The organism is Porphyromonas sp. HMSC065F10, from assembly GCF_001808555.1.
Lineage (GTDB): Bacteria > Bacteroidota > Bacteroidia > Bacteroidales > Porphyromonadaceae > Porphyromonas_A.
Genome location: NZ_KV793798.1, coordinates 89,522 through 106,733, shown reverse-complemented (window position 1 = coordinate 106,733; position 17,212 = coordinate 89,522). Strand labels below are relative to the sequence as shown.

The 17,212-nt window shown below is 59.1% G+C and carries 13 protein-coding genes; 5 read left to right on the top strand and 8 right to left on the bottom strand.

Going from position 1 to position 17,212, the window contains the following annotated elements:
* Position 1: 1 nt before the first annotated feature.
* Positions 2-1,138: a glycosyltransferase gene (locus tag HMPREF2890_RS06320; RefSeq protein ID WP_148130700.1), complete on the bottom strand. Its 1,137-nt coding sequence runs from the start codon at positions 1,136-1,138 to the stop codon at positions 2-4.
* A gap of 385 nt (positions 1,139-1,523) precedes the next feature.
* On the opposite strand from HMPREF2890_RS06320, the gene HMPREF2890_RS06310 reads away from it, so the two are divergent.
* Positions 1,524-2,480: a capsular polysaccharide synthesis protein gene (locus tag HMPREF2890_RS06310; RefSeq protein WP_070466676.1), complete on the top strand. Its 957-nt coding sequence runs from the start codon at positions 1,524-1,526 to the stop codon at positions 2,478-2,480.
* Between the two features lie 2 nt (positions 2,481-2,482).
* Here the strand turns inward: HMPREF2890_RS06310 and HMPREF2890_RS06305 are convergent, their stop codons facing one another.
* Both HMPREF2890_RS06305 and uvrA read right to left on the bottom strand, forming a co-directional pair.
* Complete coding sequence (locus HMPREF2890_RS06305; RefSeq protein WP_070466674.1) at positions 2,483-3,796, bottom strand: bifunctional folylpolyglutamate synthase/dihydrofolate synthase; 1,314 nt, start codon at positions 3,794-3,796, stop codon at positions 2,483-2,485.
* Between the two features lie 8 nt (positions 3,797-3,804).
* Positions 3,805-6,708, bottom strand: a complete 2,904-nt coding sequence (gene uvrA, locus HMPREF2890_RS06300; protein ID WP_070466672.1) for an excinuclease ABC subunit UvrA — start codon at positions 6,706-6,708, stop codon at positions 3,805-3,807.
* 421 nt (positions 6,709-7,129) lie between these two features.
* Between uvrA and HMPREF2890_RS06295 the strand changes: the two genes are divergently transcribed.
* Positions 7,130-7,717 (top strand): histidine phosphatase family protein, encoded by a 588-nt coding sequence (locus HMPREF2890_RS06295; RefSeq protein WP_070466668.1) that lies wholly within the window; start codon positions 7,130-7,132, stop codon positions 7,715-7,717.
* 41 nt (positions 7,718-7,758) lie between these two features.
* On the opposite strand, the gene HMPREF2890_RS09105 is transcribed toward HMPREF2890_RS06295, so the two are convergent.
* Complete coding sequence (locus HMPREF2890_RS09105; RefSeq protein WP_168160427.1) at positions 7,759-7,905, bottom strand: hypothetical protein; 147 nt, start codon at positions 7,903-7,905, stop codon at positions 7,759-7,761.
* 101 nt (positions 7,906-8,006) lie between these two features.
* On the opposite strand from HMPREF2890_RS09105, the gene HMPREF2890_RS06290 reads away from it, so the two are divergent.
* Complete coding sequence (locus HMPREF2890_RS06290) at positions 8,007-8,459, top strand: YkvA family protein (protein WP_168160426.1); 453 nt, start codon at positions 8,007-8,009, stop codon at positions 8,457-8,459.
* 17 nt (positions 8,460-8,476) lie between these two features.
* On the opposite strand, the gene HMPREF2890_RS06285 is transcribed toward HMPREF2890_RS06290, so the two are convergent.
* The 4 genes from HMPREF2890_RS06285 to HMPREF2890_RS06270 form a co-directional block, all read right to left on the bottom strand.
* Positions 8,477-8,905 (bottom strand): A1S_2505 family phage non-structural protein, encoded by a 429-nt coding sequence (locus HMPREF2890_RS06285; RefSeq protein ID WP_070466666.1) that lies wholly within the window; start codon positions 8,903-8,905, stop codon positions 8,477-8,479.
* A 105-nt stretch (positions 8,906-9,010) separates the two neighbouring features.
* Positions 9,011-10,699, bottom strand: a complete 1,689-nt coding sequence (locus tag HMPREF2890_RS06280) for a hypothetical protein (RefSeq protein ID WP_070466664.1) — start codon at positions 10,697-10,699, stop codon at positions 9,011-9,013.
* Positions 10,700-10,743: 44 nt separating this feature from the next.
* A complete protein-coding gene (locus tag HMPREF2890_RS06275) occupies positions 10,744-11,931 on the bottom strand; it encodes a hypothetical protein (protein ID WP_148130698.1) in 1,188 nt (395 codons plus the stop codon).
* Between the two features lie 183 nt (positions 11,932-12,114).
* The gene (locus HMPREF2890_RS06270; protein WP_070466660.1) at positions 12,115-14,487 is read right to left on the bottom strand and encodes a TonB-dependent receptor; all 2,373 of its coding nucleotides are present in this window, start codon (positions 14,485-14,487) and stop codon (positions 12,115-12,117) included.
* A 184-nt stretch (positions 14,488-14,671) separates the two neighbouring features.
* Between HMPREF2890_RS06270 and HMPREF2890_RS06265 the strand changes: the two genes are divergently transcribed.
* Both HMPREF2890_RS06265 and HMPREF2890_RS06260 read left to right on the top strand, forming a co-directional pair.
* On the top strand, positions 14,672-16,357 hold the full coding sequence (locus tag HMPREF2890_RS06265) for an AMP-binding protein (protein ID WP_070466658.1): 1,686 nt from the start codon (positions 14,672-14,674) through the stop codon (positions 16,355-16,357).
* Positions 16,358-16,366: 9 nt separating this feature from the next.
* A complete protein-coding gene (locus tag HMPREF2890_RS06260; protein ID WP_070466656.1) occupies positions 16,367-17,092 on the top strand; it encodes a lysophospholipid acyltransferase family protein in 726 nt (241 codons plus the stop codon).
* Positions 17,093-17,212: the final 120 nt, after the last annotated feature.

Below are 17,212 nucleotides of genomic sequence, written 5' to 3'. Positions count from 1 at the left end.
ACTACTCTGATAAAATCTGTGTCAGGAAGCGCTCCCACTCATCGGTGATCGCATCTATGTCGTACCGGTGCGACCACTCTCTGCCGGCCCGCGACATCTCCTCCCGCCCGGCATCGTCCTCCATCAGTCGGGAGAGGCTCTCAGCGTATGCTCTGAGGTCAAAGGGGGGAACCATCACCCCCAGCCGCCCCTCATCGGTGACATCCCTGAAAGCGGCATAGCTGTCGAAGGCGATCGGCACCACGCCATACTGAAGCGCCTCGAGGATCACGAGGGGCAATCCCTCGTAGCTGCTCGAGGAGACCAGGACCGCAGAGCGGCTTAGGTAGGGCTGCGGGGAGCGCACGCCCTCGAAGTGGATCCTCTCCAGATGGAGTGTCTCCGCCCGCCTCCTCAGGTCACGCTCCACCCGCTCGTTTCCCCCTCCCACGATGTAAAGCGACCAGTCCGGGAAGCGATCCTGTATCATCCCCCACACATCCAGCAGGCGGTCGGTTCGCTTCTGACCGTAGTCGAAGCGTCCCACATAGAGGAGCATTTTCTCCTTAGGAAGCTCTGCCGGTATTTCGGTCGGGTCGTAGGTGTTGGGATTGGAGATACTGATCAGCTTGCCCTCCGAAGCGTTACCTACCAGGTCTCTAAAGATCGGTACATAGGAGGGCGAGAGAAGCACGATCGCATCGCCGACTCTCGAGATGAGCCGCCACTGTCGGAGAGCCTTGTGGCGCCGGAAGAGGTACTCCGCCCGGTGGAGGAAAGGAGGTGTCCGGCGCTTAAACTTGTACATCGTCGGATCGGTGTGGATCTCAAAGACAAGTCTTGCCCCCAGTCGGTCGGCCACCTCGGCGAGAAGCAGTGCCAGCCGACGGCGGTAGGCATTGTGGCAGACGATCACATCGACGTCGTGGACTCCGAAGTACTCCACCAATGCATCAAAGTTAGCCTTGGAGCGAATACGCTGCTTATCCGGCAGAAGGAGGTTCTCAAATCCCTCTACCGAGGGATAGCCCTCCTCCACGGCTGCCAGACAGACGTGGTGCCCCCGGGCGGTAAGCGCACGGGCAACTCGGGCACCGACCGCTTCGATCCCGCCCATGACCGTATTGAAGGTCCACCAATTGACAAACGCTATATTCAAAACTCTCTACTCTGACTTTTGGTGCAAGTTACTCATAATTACCGAGAGGGCATACGCCGAAGTTCCCCTCAGACCTGCGCCCCCAAACTAAACCCGGTAATAGTGATCACTAATACCGGGTTTAGAATTCACAGACCTCTATCCCGCTCGATACGATACTCCCCGGCGCCTGCATAGGGGATGAATGCGGGATATGTCGGGGGTGTGGTGTCAGAGAGGGGAACCGGCGGAAAAGTCCCTGCAGGATCGATCCGGCGCGTGATTAACGACGGCTCTCAAATGCGTCACCTCTCCTCTTGCCCCGGGATTACCGAGACCAAGAGAGAGATAACCCTTATATTTGCGGTGAAGTATCAGGCCAGCTACTCGCAAAGCCACCGGTGATATGAAGATAATAGACTATTTCAAGAGACTGAATCATCGTCGGCTGTCTCGCCGACAACCACGGAAGCATCAGAGGGCTGCCGCCGTCTGGTACGGACTGATAGACGATTACTACAAGGGGAAGGCTAAGCACTACGAGGTGATGCCGAAGCACCCGGAGTTGGTGGGGGAGAAGATCATCTGGCAGTACTGGGCACAGGGTCTCGACGAGAGTAAGCTCCCGGAGATGATCCGCCTCTGCTACGCCTCGGTGGATCAGCGCAGGGGAGACTACCGGGTGATCCGTCTCTCGGATGAGACGGTCAGCGAGTATATCGATCTCCCTCCGATCGTGGATCAGGTGCGGCAGTCCAATCCTGCGATGATGATCGCCTACTACTCAGATATACTGAGGCTGGCACTCCTCTCCGCTTACGGAGGCGTGTGGCTCGACTCGACGATCTTTATGGCCGGACCGTTTGAGCCTTACTATACGGAGCCGGAGTTCTTTATGTTTCAGAGAGATCCCTCGGAGCCGCTAAAGAAGTACTGGCGGGATCATCTGCCCTTTGCCTTCGACTGGCGAGAGGAGTATCGGACCAATGTGCAGAATGCGATCATCTTTGCGAAGCCACAGTCGGAGGTGATCGGCACGCTGCTGGATATCCTGATCCTCTACTGGGAGAGGAAGGAGGATCAGAAGTTTCCGGAAGTGTACTTATTCTTCCACATACTCTTCGACTGCCTGGTGGGGCGAGAGGATGGTCGGCTCCATGACCACAATTGCCGGAGGATCAGCGATACGAATGTGGAGATCCTGCAGCGGATGATGTTTGACGACTGGCCCGCCAAGTACGGCACGACGGAGGAGATCCTGGAGCGATACCACCTGCAGAAGATGACCTTCAAGGTCGATCACCCCACCTACCTCCACTTAGTGGAGCTCTTAGAGGAGTCCGGTCACATGCCTTACATTTAGACTTAGCGGGCGGTCTCGTCGGTGTCGGAGAGCAGGTCGGAGAGGACGAAGAAGCTGCCGCCGACGAAGAGCGTCCGGACAGAGTGCGCCCGGCAGTAGTCGATCGCTGCACGGTACGCCTCCCGCACATCCTCGATCACCAGCACCGGCTCGATGCCGTGCGATCGCGCGTGCTCGGCAAAGTCCGCAGCGCTCATCGCGCGCTCCACATGAGCCCGAGTGCAGATGAGATGCGTCTCCCTCGGCAGCCGCTCCAGCACGTGGTCGACATCCTTGTCGGCCGACATACCCAGCACCACGGCAAGCCCTCCGTCCCCGGCCCACGTCTCGAGCTGAGGACCGAGGTAAGCCCAGGCGCCGATATTGTGCCCGGCGTCGATGAAGATCCGCGGGTCGCTCTGCCGGATCATCTGTAGCCGACCGCTGAGACCGAAGTCTGCCACCCGGGCGACTCCCTCCCGGACCATCTCCGGGGTGATCCCATACCGATCGCGGATCAGCTTGATCGTCTCGAGGACGGTCCCGAGGTTCTGCAGCTGGTATGCTCCCATGAGTGGCAGATCGATGGTGCCAAAGGTCTTTGTCTCCACACGGTACCCTACCCCCTCGATCTCCTCGTGCGACAGGATCTCATCCGACCGATCCGCCAGCGTGAGGGGTGCCTGCTCCTCAGCTGCCTTAGCCCGCACCACCTCCAGCACAGGCTCATCGATGCTCCGCCCCAGCACCACCGGGGTATGAGGCTTGATGATCCCCGCCTTCTCATGAGCGATCTCGCCGAGCGTATTGCCGAGGAACTGCATGTGATCCATGCTCACATTCGTGATCACGCTGACGAGGGGGCGGAGGACGTTGGTGCTGTCGAGCCGACCGCCCATACCGACCTCCACCACGGCTATGTCCACCCTCTCATCCACAAAGTAGCGGAAGGCGAGCGCCGTGGTAAGCTCAAAGAACGACGGCTGCAGGTGGTCCCCCAGGTCGTGGAGAAATTGCTCCACAAATCGGGTGATGTACTCCTCCGAGATCATCTCCCCATTGATCCGTATTCGCTCCCTGTAGGTGACGATATGGGGCGAGGTGAAGAGCCCCACCTTCAGTCCGGCAGCACGCAGCACGGAGGCGAGGAGGTAAGAGGTAGAGCCCTTACCATTGGTCCCCGCCACATGGAGAGCGGTCAGCTCCCGATCCGGACGGCCACAGGCGGAGAGGATCTCGCGCGTCCGCTCCAGCCCCGGCTTATAGGCCCTTCCGCCCTCGATCTGATAGACCGGTAGTTGCTTAAAGAGAAAGTCCAGTGTCTCCTCGTAAGTCATAGTACTGCTTATTGTTTCTTGGTCGTTGGTTTCTTAGTCTTGGGGCGGCGCTTCGTCGCCGGGTGCTGGCGGTCGTAGAGCTGCCGGAGGTACTGCCCTGTGTAGGACTCCTTGCACTCCATCAGCTCCTCCGGAGTGCCGGCAAAGACGAGGTGTCCCCCCTCGAGACCGCCCTCAGGCCCCAGGTCGATGACGTGATCGGCGAGCTTCACCACCTCCAGATTGTGCTCCACGATGACGACGGTGTGCCCCGCCTCCACCAGTCTGCGGAAGGTCCCCATCAGCGTCCGTATGTCGTGTATGTGGAGGCCGGTGGTCGGCTCGTCAAAGATGAAGAGGCTCTTCTCCGTCACCCCGGCGAGGTAGGAGGCGAGCTTGAGTCGCTGACTCTCACCGCCAGAGAGCGTCGACGACGACTGCCCCAGATGGACGTACCCAAGCCCCACGTCGCTCAGCACCTGCAGCCCCTGCAGGATGGAGGGGACCTCCTTAGCCTCCTCCGTGAGAGGGGTGAAGAAGTCGATCGCCTCCTCGACGGTCATCTCGAGGAAGTCGTAGATATTCTTGTCGTGGAAGGTCACCTCAAGGATGTCGTCCTTGAAGCGCTTGCCGTGGCACTCCTCGCAGAGGAGCCGCATATCAGCCATAAACTGCATCTCCACGGTAACATAGCCCTCGCCCTGACAATTTTCGCACCTACCGCCCTCGCGATTGAAGGAGAAGTCTCCCGGCCCGAAGCCCATCTGCCGAGCCAACGGCTGCTGCCCCATGAGCGACCGTAGATCGTCGTAGAGGTCGATGTAGGTGGCGGGGTTGGAGCGCGAGCTGAGGCCCAGCGCATCCTGATCCACATACTCCACCCTGTCGACGGCATTGAGATCCCCTCTCAGCCCCTTCATCTCCAGCTTGACGCCGGAGAGGCCGTAGAGCAGATACTTGCTCATCCCCTCGTAGAGCAGGTCCTTCATCAGCGTACTCTTGCCGGAGCCGCTCACCCCGGTGACCACCGTGATCACCCCGAGGGGGATGGAGACATCTATATTCTTCAGATTGTGCCGATAGGCGCCCTTGATGTCGATAGTGTGGGAGAAGGGGTGCCGCTCCTCCGGCCACGGGATCATCATCCGCCCCGTTAGGTACTCCACCGTCAGGCTCTTACTCTTCCGTGCCGGCAGTTCCTTTGGACTCCCCTCGTAGACAATCTCACCGCCGAGCCGTCCGGCGAGTGGCCCTAAGTCGACAAGGTGGTCCGCTGCGCGGATCATCTCCTCATCGTGCTCCACGACCACCACGGTATTGCCGGCATCGGTGAGTCTCCTGACGATGTCGATCAGGAGGTGGCTGTCCCTCGCATGAAGTCCTATCGAGGGCTCATCAAGGACATAGAGCGCACCGATGAGACCCCCACCGAGCGAGGTGGCGAGATTGATCCGCTGACTCTCGCCCCCAGAGAGGGTTCCCGAGACGCGGTCGAGGGTCAGGTACCCGAGGCCGATGTCGACCAAGAGCCGCACCCTGCGGCGGAGCTCATCGAGCAGGCGCGCGCCCACCTTCACATCCTCCTCCGGCAGCTTGAGCGCATCCAGCCAGTCTGCCAGCCGGCTCACCGGCATCTCCACTAAGTCGCCGATGTCCTTGCCTCCCACCTTGACATAAAACGCCTCCTTCCGCAGCCGTCGCCCTTGACAGTCGGGACAGAGCGACCGACCCCGATAGCGCGCCAGCATGATCCGGAAGTGCATCTTGTGCTGATTTTCTCGCAGGAAGTCAAAGAAGTCATCGATCCCCCAGACCCCTTTGCCGCCATGCCAGAGGAGGTTTTTCTCCTCCCTCGTCAGCTCGTGGTAGGGGGTATCGAGGGGAAATCCACTGTCCCCTGCCTGGGTGATAAAGCGTCTTTGCCAGCGAGACATCTTGGGTCCGTGCCAGCACTGGACACACCCCTCACGGACGGAGAGGGACTTGTCGGGCACCACGAGGTCCTCGTCGATTCCCATCACCATGCTGAAGCCCTCACAGGTGGGGCAGGCACCGATGGAGCTATTGAAGCTAAAGAGCTTGTCCGTCGGCTCCTCGAAGACGATCCCATCCGCCTCGAAGCGGTCGCTGAATGAGCGCACCCCGTCTCTCCAGACGATCCGGCAGTCGCCATGCCCCTCAAAGAACGCCGTCTCCACCGAGTCCCCTACCCGACCCCGGGCAGCATCGGCATCACTCTCCACCCGCAGGCGGTCAATCACCAGCAGCATCTCACCGAGCTGCCGGGCGGAGGGGAGCTCCTCCTTCCCCTCCACGAGATCATTGATCCGCTGCACCTCGTCCCCGACCAGCACGCGCGAGTAGCCATTGGCTCTCAGGATGGCGAGGTGGTCCATCGGTGCCCGATCGTCGGGGATGAGGAGCGGGGCGCAGATCATGTAGGGAGTGCCCTCTCCGAGGGACTGGATAAAGTCGACCACGTCCTCTGTCGTCTCACGCTTCACCTCCTCCCCACTTATGGGGCTGAAGGTGTGCCCCACCCGGGCGAAGAACATCCTCAGGTAGTCGTAGATCTCCGATGAGGTGCCGACGGTGGAGCGGGGGGTTCTATTGGGGATCCGCTGCTCGATCGCAATGGCGGGCGGGATGCCGAGGATATAGTCCACCTCGGGCTTTGCCATCTTGGCGACAAACTGTCGGGCGTAGACGCTCAGGCTCTCGACGTAGCGCCTCTGACCCTCCGCATAGAGGGTGTCAAAGGCGAGCGAACTCTTTCCCGAGCCACTCAGACCGGTGAATACGGTGTAGTGGTCCCTCGGGATCGAGAGGGAGACATTCTTCAGATTATTGACCCTGACGCCATGCGCCACGATGTACTCCTCGGTGTCGGTGGGATCTGTCTGAGGGTCTTCTTGTATAGTCTTTTTCGCCATAGATGATGCTGCTGGTGAGGCTCCGACATCAGCCGGAACCTCCGTAGGTCATTAGCCGGTAAAGGTACCCATTTTTGCCGACCCCCACCCACCCTCGAGCTCTTGCCTGCAGGGGTGATGTTTTTGGATTTTCCCGAGGTCTCCCGGGTAAAAAGACGAGCACCCCTGTCGGGGTGCATCGTTCACAACTCTTCACAATGAGTGAATAGGCTTCTGTACCGCTCAAATGCGTCACCCGTGGCTCTTGCCTGTGGCGAAAAACTAATACCGATATTAGACTTCTCTAATACCGATATTAGTCGAGCCTAATATCGGTATTAGTTTTCTCTTTTACCGGTATTAGATTTCGCTCTCCTCAGGGCGGTGCGGCAGAAATCGTTAACTTTGTCATCCACAGATGACGATTTTAGGAAGAGAATCCATGAGAGAGACCAAGATAGACTTCATCCGCCATACCCGCCTACGCAACGTAGACGGCTCCTTCTGCTACGGAGCATCCGACCTGGATGTGGCGGAGAGCTTCCGGGAGGAGGCGGAGAGTGTGAGGCGCACCCTCGAGGGACGTACCTACGATGCCACCTTCACCAGCCCGCTCAGGCGTGCACGTAAGCTCGCCGCTTACTGCGGCTACGAGACTGCGACGGTAGATCCTCGGCTGGCGGAGCGGAACTTTGGCGAGTGGGAGATGAGGCCTTGGGAGGAGCTCTACAGCGAGATCCGCCGACAGCCCGACCTACTCCTCCTCGAGGAGCGAAATCCCGAGCTGGTGACGCCTCCGGGAGGGGAGAGCATCGATGAGATGCGATGCCGAGTCACCGACCTCGTGGCGGAGGTCTGCCTCCATCCGGAGTGGGAGCGGGTCGCCTTCTTCTGCCACGGTGGCGTGATCAATATGGGGCGGTGGATCAAGGGGGTGATCGCCTTCTCTGACCTCTTCATCGACATACCCCACTACGGCAGCATCACCACTCTGAGCTTCACGCCCGAGGAGCTTGCGCATACCGAGTAAGCGACACTTTTGGTACCTTTACATCACAGATAACCAATCAATCAATGGGGAGAGATGAGTAATAGATCCACAAGACCCTGTCCGATAGGTGGCAGCACCGACTGCTCCACGGCACGACCATTCTTCATCGGTATGATCGTCGGCATCGTTGTACCCTGCACCGTGACACTGCTGGTCGATCGGTGCATACGGCGATCCCGGGAGAGCTGCCCGCCTGTGTGCGAGCGGCATATGATGTATGACGACGGCTCTCTGGAGCCCGAGCTATTATCAGAGAGATGACTACGAAATGAAAAAGAGAAAGTTCCTCACCCTCGGCGGACTCATCGCCATCGCAAGGAAGCAGGTGGGCAGGATGTCCGTAGAGGATGTAAAGAGGTATGGAAAGCACTTTAGCGAGCTCGGGCTCAAGGAGAAGGTCCAAGAGGTGGCACGTCTCGCCGGCGAGCAGATCCTGCTCCCGGTGCTGCGCCTATGGTACGTCTTCCGCGCCGACAGCACCCCGGCAGTCCGTAAGGCTTATATTGCCGGTGCGCTGGGATACTTCATCCTGCCGGTCGACCTGATCCCCGATGCGCTGGGACTCCTCGGATTCTCCGACGACCTCGGCGTAGTGCTAATGATCACGAAGTGGGTCAGCGAGCTGATCACACCCGAGATCGAGACGCAGGCGCAGGCGACCTACCGCAAGCTTACCCCCTGCCTCCACTCAGCCGACACCCACTTAGTCACCCACGAGTAGGCCCTCCGACCGAGGAGCTACTCACTGTCTCCCTCCTTCCGGCTAAAGGCTCGAGGGAGGATCAGGTTGTCCGGCAGCTGAGACTCGTCCCCGATGGACTGCCAAAGGAGGCGCCGCACCGTCGCCGGCTCCCACCCGACTATGCCACATCCGATGAGAGTGAGGTAAAAGGTGTTACGCGGGTGCTGACGCACGTATGCGATGAAGCGCCTGAGGCTCTCTGTGAGCTGCTCCTCAGTGACCCGATGATGGGTAGCATCAAGCGTCGGGATGGCGTAAGTCCTCCCCGAGGGTCCCTCACCCATTCCCCACTCCGCACCGAAGCGCTCAAAGGCCTGCAGTGCCGCCCCACCGCCATGGTGGCCGAGGGCATTGGAGCCAAAGACAAAGACCTCGTCCGGACCGAGGGCGGAGATCAGGTCAGGGGTATATCTCTCACGATTCATAGGCACAACTTTTTAGGGTAAAAAAAAGAGCGCACTACGCCGGTCACGGGGACCACACGTAATGCGCTCTTTGCGTTTGTTTGCGACTTGGACTGAAATAGGGGATCAGAAGCGGAACGTGAGTGAAGCGACCATCCGATTGGTCACCGTACTCATCGCCGCACCCTCTGAGGAGATGCCGGGAGCCAGCACCTGACCCGACTGGTCCTTCACTTCGCCCGTGCCGGGGAAGGGGAAGACCCGCTCGCTAGCCTTGCCCCTCACGTAGGAGAGGTCAAGGGTGGTCCGACCGAAGAGTCGGCAACCGATGCCGGCAGAGATGGTCTGGTAGCTATCCCGTAGCACCGCATCGGTGATTGCACCGCTCGCGATATAGTCGTAGGCCATCACATTGCCCTCCTGGGGGCGGATGCCCTCCGACTTAAGTCCTCCATCGGAGTAGCTGTAGCCGGCACGCAGGTAGAAGCCACTCACAGGGCGGATCTCCAGACCGACGCGGTGGGTCAACTGACTGCCGTAGTCCTCCTTGAGGAACTGGTTGGCGTCCTGGAAATCACTTCCCTGCAGGCGGGCGGAGCCGAGGTCGCGCCAGTTGAAGTCGTACGTCACCATACCGTAGCCACCGAGGAAGACCATCGCGCTGGCGGTCAGGTCGCCCGGAAGCATCAGGTTGTAGGTGTTAGTCATATCGTCTGTGCCATTGGTATAGAGCGGCTCGAGCTCTCCCTTGCCATTGGTCCTATTATTATTGTACCACTGGATCGTGGTGGAGAAAACCTCATTGTAGCGACCAAATTGCGGCGTATTGTAGGAAATGCCGATACGACCGAAGTCGCCCACGGCAGCCATCAGCCCGAAGGAAGCTCCGACAGTACCGCCGGCAACAGTCAGACTATTCCCCAACTCGGTGTAGTAGACTTGATTCTCGACATTATAGTTTGGCTTGTAGGTGTAGTGGAAGTCCTCCCGATACACAGATGACCGTGCATAGGCTGAGGATGTAGTCCGGAGGGTGGCTCCGAAGTAGACCTTGTCTGCCCAGCTGCCGCCGATGGTGAAGTCGTACATCTTGCGCGACCCCTTCTCCGAGACATTGAGCCGTCCGGCATCCGGCTTGAGGTACGTCACATTGGACTCGGCATACTTGTCGGGAGCAAAGGGATTGATCGCCGCATAGGTTGAGGGGACGTAGACGTCGTCATAGCCCGGTCTTGTCTCGATGAAGCCACCATTGTAGGCCATTGTGCCGAGGAAGTAGGGCGAGCTGGACATATTTCTCAGAGTATTGTAGGGCGCACCGACGAGGGTCGCCTTATTGGCGATATACTCCGAGAGGCTGTACTCAGGATTGACGGATCTCATCTCGTAGTCCCGGTCGTAGTCGTAGAGGGAGCTCATCGAGGCACCCATGACCACTCTCCAGTCAGACGTGGCGAGATAGGGATTAGAGATCGGGAAGATGATGCTGAGGTGGTCGAGGTTGCCGACCCACCTGCTCATATCGGCTCCCTCCTTATCCTGCCAATTGGTGGAGCTCTTGACGTGACCGACATTGAAGCCAAAGGTCACCTCGCTCGAGCGGTAGAGCCCGATGCCGGCAGGGTTGACGGAGACCGCAGTAGGATCAGCGCCCAAGGCCCCGACGGCATTGCTCATACCCTGAGCACGCGCCGTACCATAGGTCTCCCGCATATTATTGCGGTAGACATCGGTGGGAGCCTGCGCCATAGCGACACTCACCCCGAGCAGAAGCGAGGTCGCCAGGAGGGGAAGGACTATCTTATTGCGTGACATTGTAGTATAATCTATGCTGATGAGAGGGGGAAGGCCCCTGATGATTAGCGGCGACCGCCTCCGGTACCGTTATTGCGCGTGGTCGTAGTCGTCGTGGTCGTGGTAGAGCGAGACGGCGTATAGGAGCGGGACGGCGTGCTGTAGGTACTGCGTGAGGTACTGTAGCTGCTACTTGAGCTGTTGCTTGAGCCGCTATTCCACCGCGAGGTGGTCCGGTTGGTCGAGTAATTCCCCCTATTGCTGTAGGTATTCGCCCGAGTGGTGCCGATGGTGGGACGGCGACCGCCATTGACGTAGCGGGAGTTATTGGACCGGGTATAGCTTACCCCATTTCCGCCATTACTCCAGCGGGACACATTGCCCTGACCGAGAGCGCGGCCATAAGTGGCGGCGTGGCGGTCGTAGTAGCTCTCCGTGCGGCGTGCGCCGGGCGTGTAGCGACGTGAGAAGTCTCGGCTGTACCAGCCATCGTAGTAGCCACCCCAGTAACCACCGCCATAGAAGCCGTAGTCGTAGGGATAGTAGCGATAGTAAGGTCTTGACCACGTGTAGCCAAAGCTATAGTAGCCACCCCAGGGGGAGTACCACGGATCATACCAGGGGTCATACCACCCGGGATAAGACCAGCGGCCGGCGTACCACGGGTCGTAGTAGCCACGACCATAGACCCCGCCATACCAGGGATAGTAGTAAGAGGAGTACGCACCACCCCAGCCGTAGCCTCTATAGCCGGCATACCAAGGGTCGGTATTGATGGTGATGTAGACGCTGCTGTTGCGATCCCATCCCCTACCGTAGTAGCTCCGGGACCAGGGGTCGTACTCATAGTCATCCATGACGTACACCCTCTGCACGTCATCGAGGACGATGCGACCATCATCCTCACCATTGAAGCGTCTCATCCGGGCAGCGTACTTACCTCCGTTGCGAGGCGTATCCAAGTTGTCCAGATTACGCTCCATATCCTCGACCGTGACCTTCATGCCACGGCGATTATACCAGTCTGTAGCCCGATCCCGGGCCTTTAGCTGAGCATCGCGTATGGAGTCGCGCTTAGCCTGGCGCTGTCTCTCCAGAGCCATCTCGCGGGCATATGCCTTCTTAGCCTGCTGACGTGCTACCCGAGCCTTAGAGGGGGTCAGGTACGCATCATCCTGCGCTTGTCCGACATATCCCACAGAGACTGCCGCCAGCATTAGCGCGGCAGTTAGTATCCGATGTAAAGCTTTCATATCGCGTCGTTAGTCTAAATAAGTTATACTCACCATCTCTTCTGTGGACAAGAGTGTCATGGGATACTCAATCCCATCTGCAAGGTACGAAAAAGTAGGATACTTCGCTCTATACCGCACACTCTCTATCTACTACTTGGATCAAATTGTGAGCCAATAGTTTAACCACGCCCACTCTACAGCTCAGAGACTGATTGAGAGATCTACTCCTAAGGTGAGCGGAGCGCCCTTCTGGAAGAGATCCTGACCGAAGAAGCTGAAGTAGAAGGGGTGATACTCCGTATTGAGCAGGTTGCGGCCCCAGAGGGTGACGTCAACGAGACCAAGCTGGACTCCGGCGCGCGCTCCGAGGAGGGAGTAGAAGTCCTCCCGTACCGTATTCTCCGGATCACGATAGATCGGTCCGACACCGCTGTACTCCACGGAGGCGTGTACTGCCTTGAGGACTCTATGGTCAAGTCCCTTGTGGTAGCTCAGGAGCGCGGAGGCGGTGTTCTGTGGCATATAGGGGACAAAGTTGCCTGCCATATCTACCTTCTTCTTCTCGCCGGTGGGGCTAGTCACGCTCGCATGCCAGACCTCAAACTTCGAGGCGGCATATCCGTAGGAGGCTGAGGCACGCAGACCCGGGAGGATCTGCCATGCCGTGGTCACCTCCACGCCGGTGCTGCGACTGCGTCCCGCATTGTCCACATACCGACCGGCACTGGTGGTGACGAAGCGGGTGATCTGCTGATTGGAGATCCGGGTGTCAAAGACAGTGGTGGTCAGGAGGAGGCGGTTCTCAAAGAGCCGAGCCCGGAAGCCCACCTCGTAATTGATCCCATACTCCGGCTCGTAGGCGGCAGACTTGGGGTCCGATGGCACGATCGGCAGATTGTCCAAGTCGATCGGAGCAGGGCGCCCCGGCTTGGCCCCGGGCTTCGGCATCAGGCTGGCAAAGGCAGCCTGCATAGCCGTCTGCGTCATCACCTGATCGCTGTATCCGCCCGTCTTGTACCCGCGAGAGACAGTGATGAAGGCATTGAAGTCATCAGTCAGATCGTAACTCAGTGCCAGCTTAGGCAGAGCGACGAGGAAGGTCTGGGAGCCGTGATCCTTCACACGCCCTCCGATCGGCTGGGGCATGCGCATCGTCTTGCCCCCGCGGTTCATCTCCATAATGACCTTCGAGGCGAAGTCACTGTCGTAGTCAAAGCCCTGATGCTCGAGGTCGACCCGCAGCCCGGCAGTCAGTGTGAGGTGAGGGATGACGAAGTCAGCGATGCTGCCCTCCACGTAAGCGGCAACGCCGCAGTCCTTCTTCCAAGACTGATTGTTATTCAGCGCCATCTCCGTGTCAGCAAGCAGCTTACCCGGCATCTTGATCCCCCTCTTCGCCATCATAGCCATGGCGCGATTGAGCTGGGGCTGCACCAGCTTCTGCAGTCCGTCGGGGTAGATCTCCACCGGGGAGAGGTGGTCCGAGTGGAGGTAAAAGGCTGAGAGCCCCGTGGTCCAGTGGAAGCGGCCCTCTCCCTTTGACTTCAGTGCCAGCTCCAGCGTCGTGGCGAGCTGCTTCTCCCGCTGATTGACCGAGAAAACGTCCGCCGGGCTGTAGTCCTGATCCATATGGATCTTGCCGTGGAGGTACTCCACGCCACCGGTGAGGTGGAGATCCGCCTCGTCTCCGGCATAAGTGTAGCTAATCCGCTCCTGGGTGGAGAAGCGCTTGTACGTCCCGGGGCGATTGATATTAGGTGCCATCACCTTGCCCGTCTCGGGATCCTTAGGAGCGTAGGGGAAGGCGCCCTGGTCCACTCCGTCGGCATTGGCTGAGAGGATCAGGCTATGAGCTCCCCGTCGCCACTCACTGCGTATGGTCCCGCCGCCGGTGAGGGAGCGGTCAGACTTCTTCCCATCGTACTGATTGGTGAAGTAGCCACCGAGGTACTGGACATAACCGCCCACCGTCACTCCCCACTCCGGTGAGAGTAGCGTGCGGTAGATCGCCTGTCCCCGTCCGGTCATATAGCTCCCTCCACGAAGCAGTACCTCCAGCCCCTGCTTCTCAAAGGGGCTGACCGTCCGCACGTGGATGTTGCCGGCCATCGAGTTGCGCCCATAGGTGGAGCTTTGGCTGGCAGACATGACGCGGATAGAGGCGGCATCGAGGATATCCTTCTTCAGCGTCTGAGTAAGCGTCGGCACGCCATCGATGTAGAGGGAGGCGGCGGAGGAGCCACTACGCGAACCGATCCCTCTGTAGTAGATCGGGGCGTTGTATCCTGAGCCGTAGTCCGGGATATAGAGTCCGGGGACCAGCGCTGTCAGGTCGGTCATATTCTGCAGGTGAAACTCCCGCATCACCGTCGGCGTGATCATCGTGACACCGCCCGGCACACGCCAGAGCTCATTTGCCTCCTTTACCAAAGGAGTCTGCGCATAGACCTGCACCTCCTCCAGCTGTCGCGTCTCGAGGCTGTCTATAGGCACCTCGTCTCGATCGATAGGGGTTACGGCAAGAGCGGCCTGAGAGATCGCCAAAAGGGACAGAGTGTAGATGAGTTGTTTCATGGGTAGTTATTTACCGGCATTGTCAAAATTAAACTCTATTTCAGACTGCAAAGATAGGCAAAAATAAGAGTCCCCAGCCCCCCAGGGCACCACAAGAATAGGGGACAATAGGATTGAAAAGTTTCTGTACTTTTGCACTCAATAGAGTTAACTGCGCATTTTTTCATCACAAGTGAGACAAGATATGATCGAGAAGCCATTGGTGAAGTTCTTCGAGGAGGCATTCCGTAAGCACTGGATCCGCCCGGCACTCTGCAACTACGACTCCGGGACCATCTATAGCTACGCGGATGTGGCGCGTGGGGTGGCTAAGGTCCATCTCCTCCTTGAGGCCTCCGGCGTGACGAAGGGGGATCATGTGGCACTGCTGGGCGAGGACAGCGCTGAGTGGTGCGTTGTCTGGCTCGGTGTCGTCACCTACGGGGCGGTGCTGGTGCCGATACTGCCCGCCTTTACCCCCGAGGATACGATGCACCTCGTGGACCACTCCGACTCTGTGGTAATCTTTGTCGGGCCGGAGCATATCTCCTCCCTTGACTCCAAGAAGATGAAGGCGATCCGTGCCACCTACCGGATCGATACGCTCGCCCCCCTCCCGGACTTCACGCCCCACAAGGAGTGCCGGTCCCTCGATGCTGACCGGCTGATGGCGGAGCGCTACCCGGAAGGCTTCCGCAAGAGTGACGTAGTCTACGACAAGGTGTCCAATAGCGACTTCGTCCTCCTGAGCTACACCTCAGGCACTTCAGGCTTCAGCAAGGGCGTGATGCTCTCCGCGAATAACCTTGCCGCCAATATCAATATCACCCACACGCGGAACGTCTTCCGCCCCGGTCAGCAGATGCTCAGCTTCCTGCCGCTGGCGCATGCGTATGCGCTGATGTTTGACTTCCTCTCTCCGCTTACCGCCGGAGCTCAGATCTACATCCTCCGCTACAAGCCCACCCCGTCGATCCTGATCAAGGCTCTGCAGGAGGTGCGGCCCCAGGTGATCCTCTCCGTGCCGCTCGTCCTGGAGAAGATCTACAAGAGCATCATCCTCAAGAAGATCAACGCCTACTCTCACGCCGTCAAGACGATCATCGGCATCCCTGTGCTCAACCTCCTCGTCTACAAGCGCATCGGAAAGATCATGATCGACACCATGGGCGGGAGGGTCGAGCAATTCATCGTCGGGGGAGCGGCGATCAACGACCAGGTAGAGAAGTTTGTCCTCAATACCGGCTTCCCCCTCACGGTCGGTTACGGCATCACCGAGTGTGCGCCACTCATCAGCTACGTCCCGCCGAGGGAGCACAAGTACAGTAGCTGCGGCAAGGTGCTCCCCGAGATCGAGCAGGTGCGCATCAGCCCGGTGGAGGGGAGCTTCCAGAGCGACTCCTCCGGCCACGAGGTGGGCGAGGTGCAGGTACGCGGGGAGAATGTCTGCCTCGGGTACTATAAGAATGAGGAGGCGACCAAGGCACTCTTCACCCCCGATGGCTGGATGCACACGGGCGACCTCGGCTTCGTCGATGCCAATGGCTACGTCTACTTACGCGGTCGGAGCAAGGCGATGCTACTGACGGCCAATGGGCAAAATATCTTCCCCGAGGAGATCGAGTCGCTCTACGGCTCCAGCCCACTTGTCTCGGAGTGTGTGGTGGTGCAGCGAGACACCAAGCTTGTCGCCATCGTCGTCCCCGACTACGATGCACTCAAGGCCGAGGGTAAGGTAAAGGAGAAGGAGATCACCGAGGTGATGAATACCCTCCGCGACATGATCAATCAGCGACTGCCGATGTACGAGCAGGTGAGTGCCATAGAGTTGCGGGAGGAGCCCTTCGAGAAGACCCCCAAGCAGAGCATCAAGCGCTATCTCGTCAAGTAATCCCCGCCTATGCATCCTCTACTGAAGCCCTTCTGGGCGATCTACTACTGGCTCATCTTTGTGCCCCTCTTCGTCCTCGCCACGATCCTCACGTCAATCCTCACGGTGCTCGGCTCTGTGCTTGGCTGGAGGCGGGGAGCCACCTACCTCCCCTCCCGTATCTGGAGCAAGCTGACGATGACCCTCCTCTTCTCTCCCGTCACGGTGCGGGGTAAGGAAAATATCCCTGATGAGGCGGTCCTCGTGGCACCCAATCACATGAGCGCCCTCGATGTCTTCGTCATGGGCGGCTACCTCCACATGCCGTGCCGCTGGGTGCTCAAGGCCCCGATCCGCAAGATCCCCTTCGTCGGCTGGGCGTGCGAGCAGATCGGTTTCATCTTCGTGGACCATACGCCGAGCGGTGCCAGGCGAGTGATCAGCGATGCCAAGGCGACGATCGCCGAGGACTTCAGCATCATGATCTTCCCCGAGGGGACACGCTCCACCACCGGGCGGGTGGGACGCCTGCGTAAGGGCGTCGCCAGCATCGCCCTCTCCACCGGTACGCCCGTGCTGCCGGTGACGATAAATGGCACCTTTGAGGCACTGCCCAAGGACCACTACTTCGTCCACCCCCACCGCATCACGATGACGATCCACCCGCTGATCCGCACCTCCGGCTACAGCGAGGATGCCGAGGGGATGATCCGCCTCACCGATGACCTCGCCACCGCCATCAAGAGCGGCATGTAGCACCGGCTTACAGCCCCGCCTTATACCTCCGCCACTCTCCGGGTCGTACCCCGAAGAGTGGCGGAGGTGTCTTTCCTACAGCCCCCTACCAAGACCTTTGCAAAATGGTCTTTCGCCGAA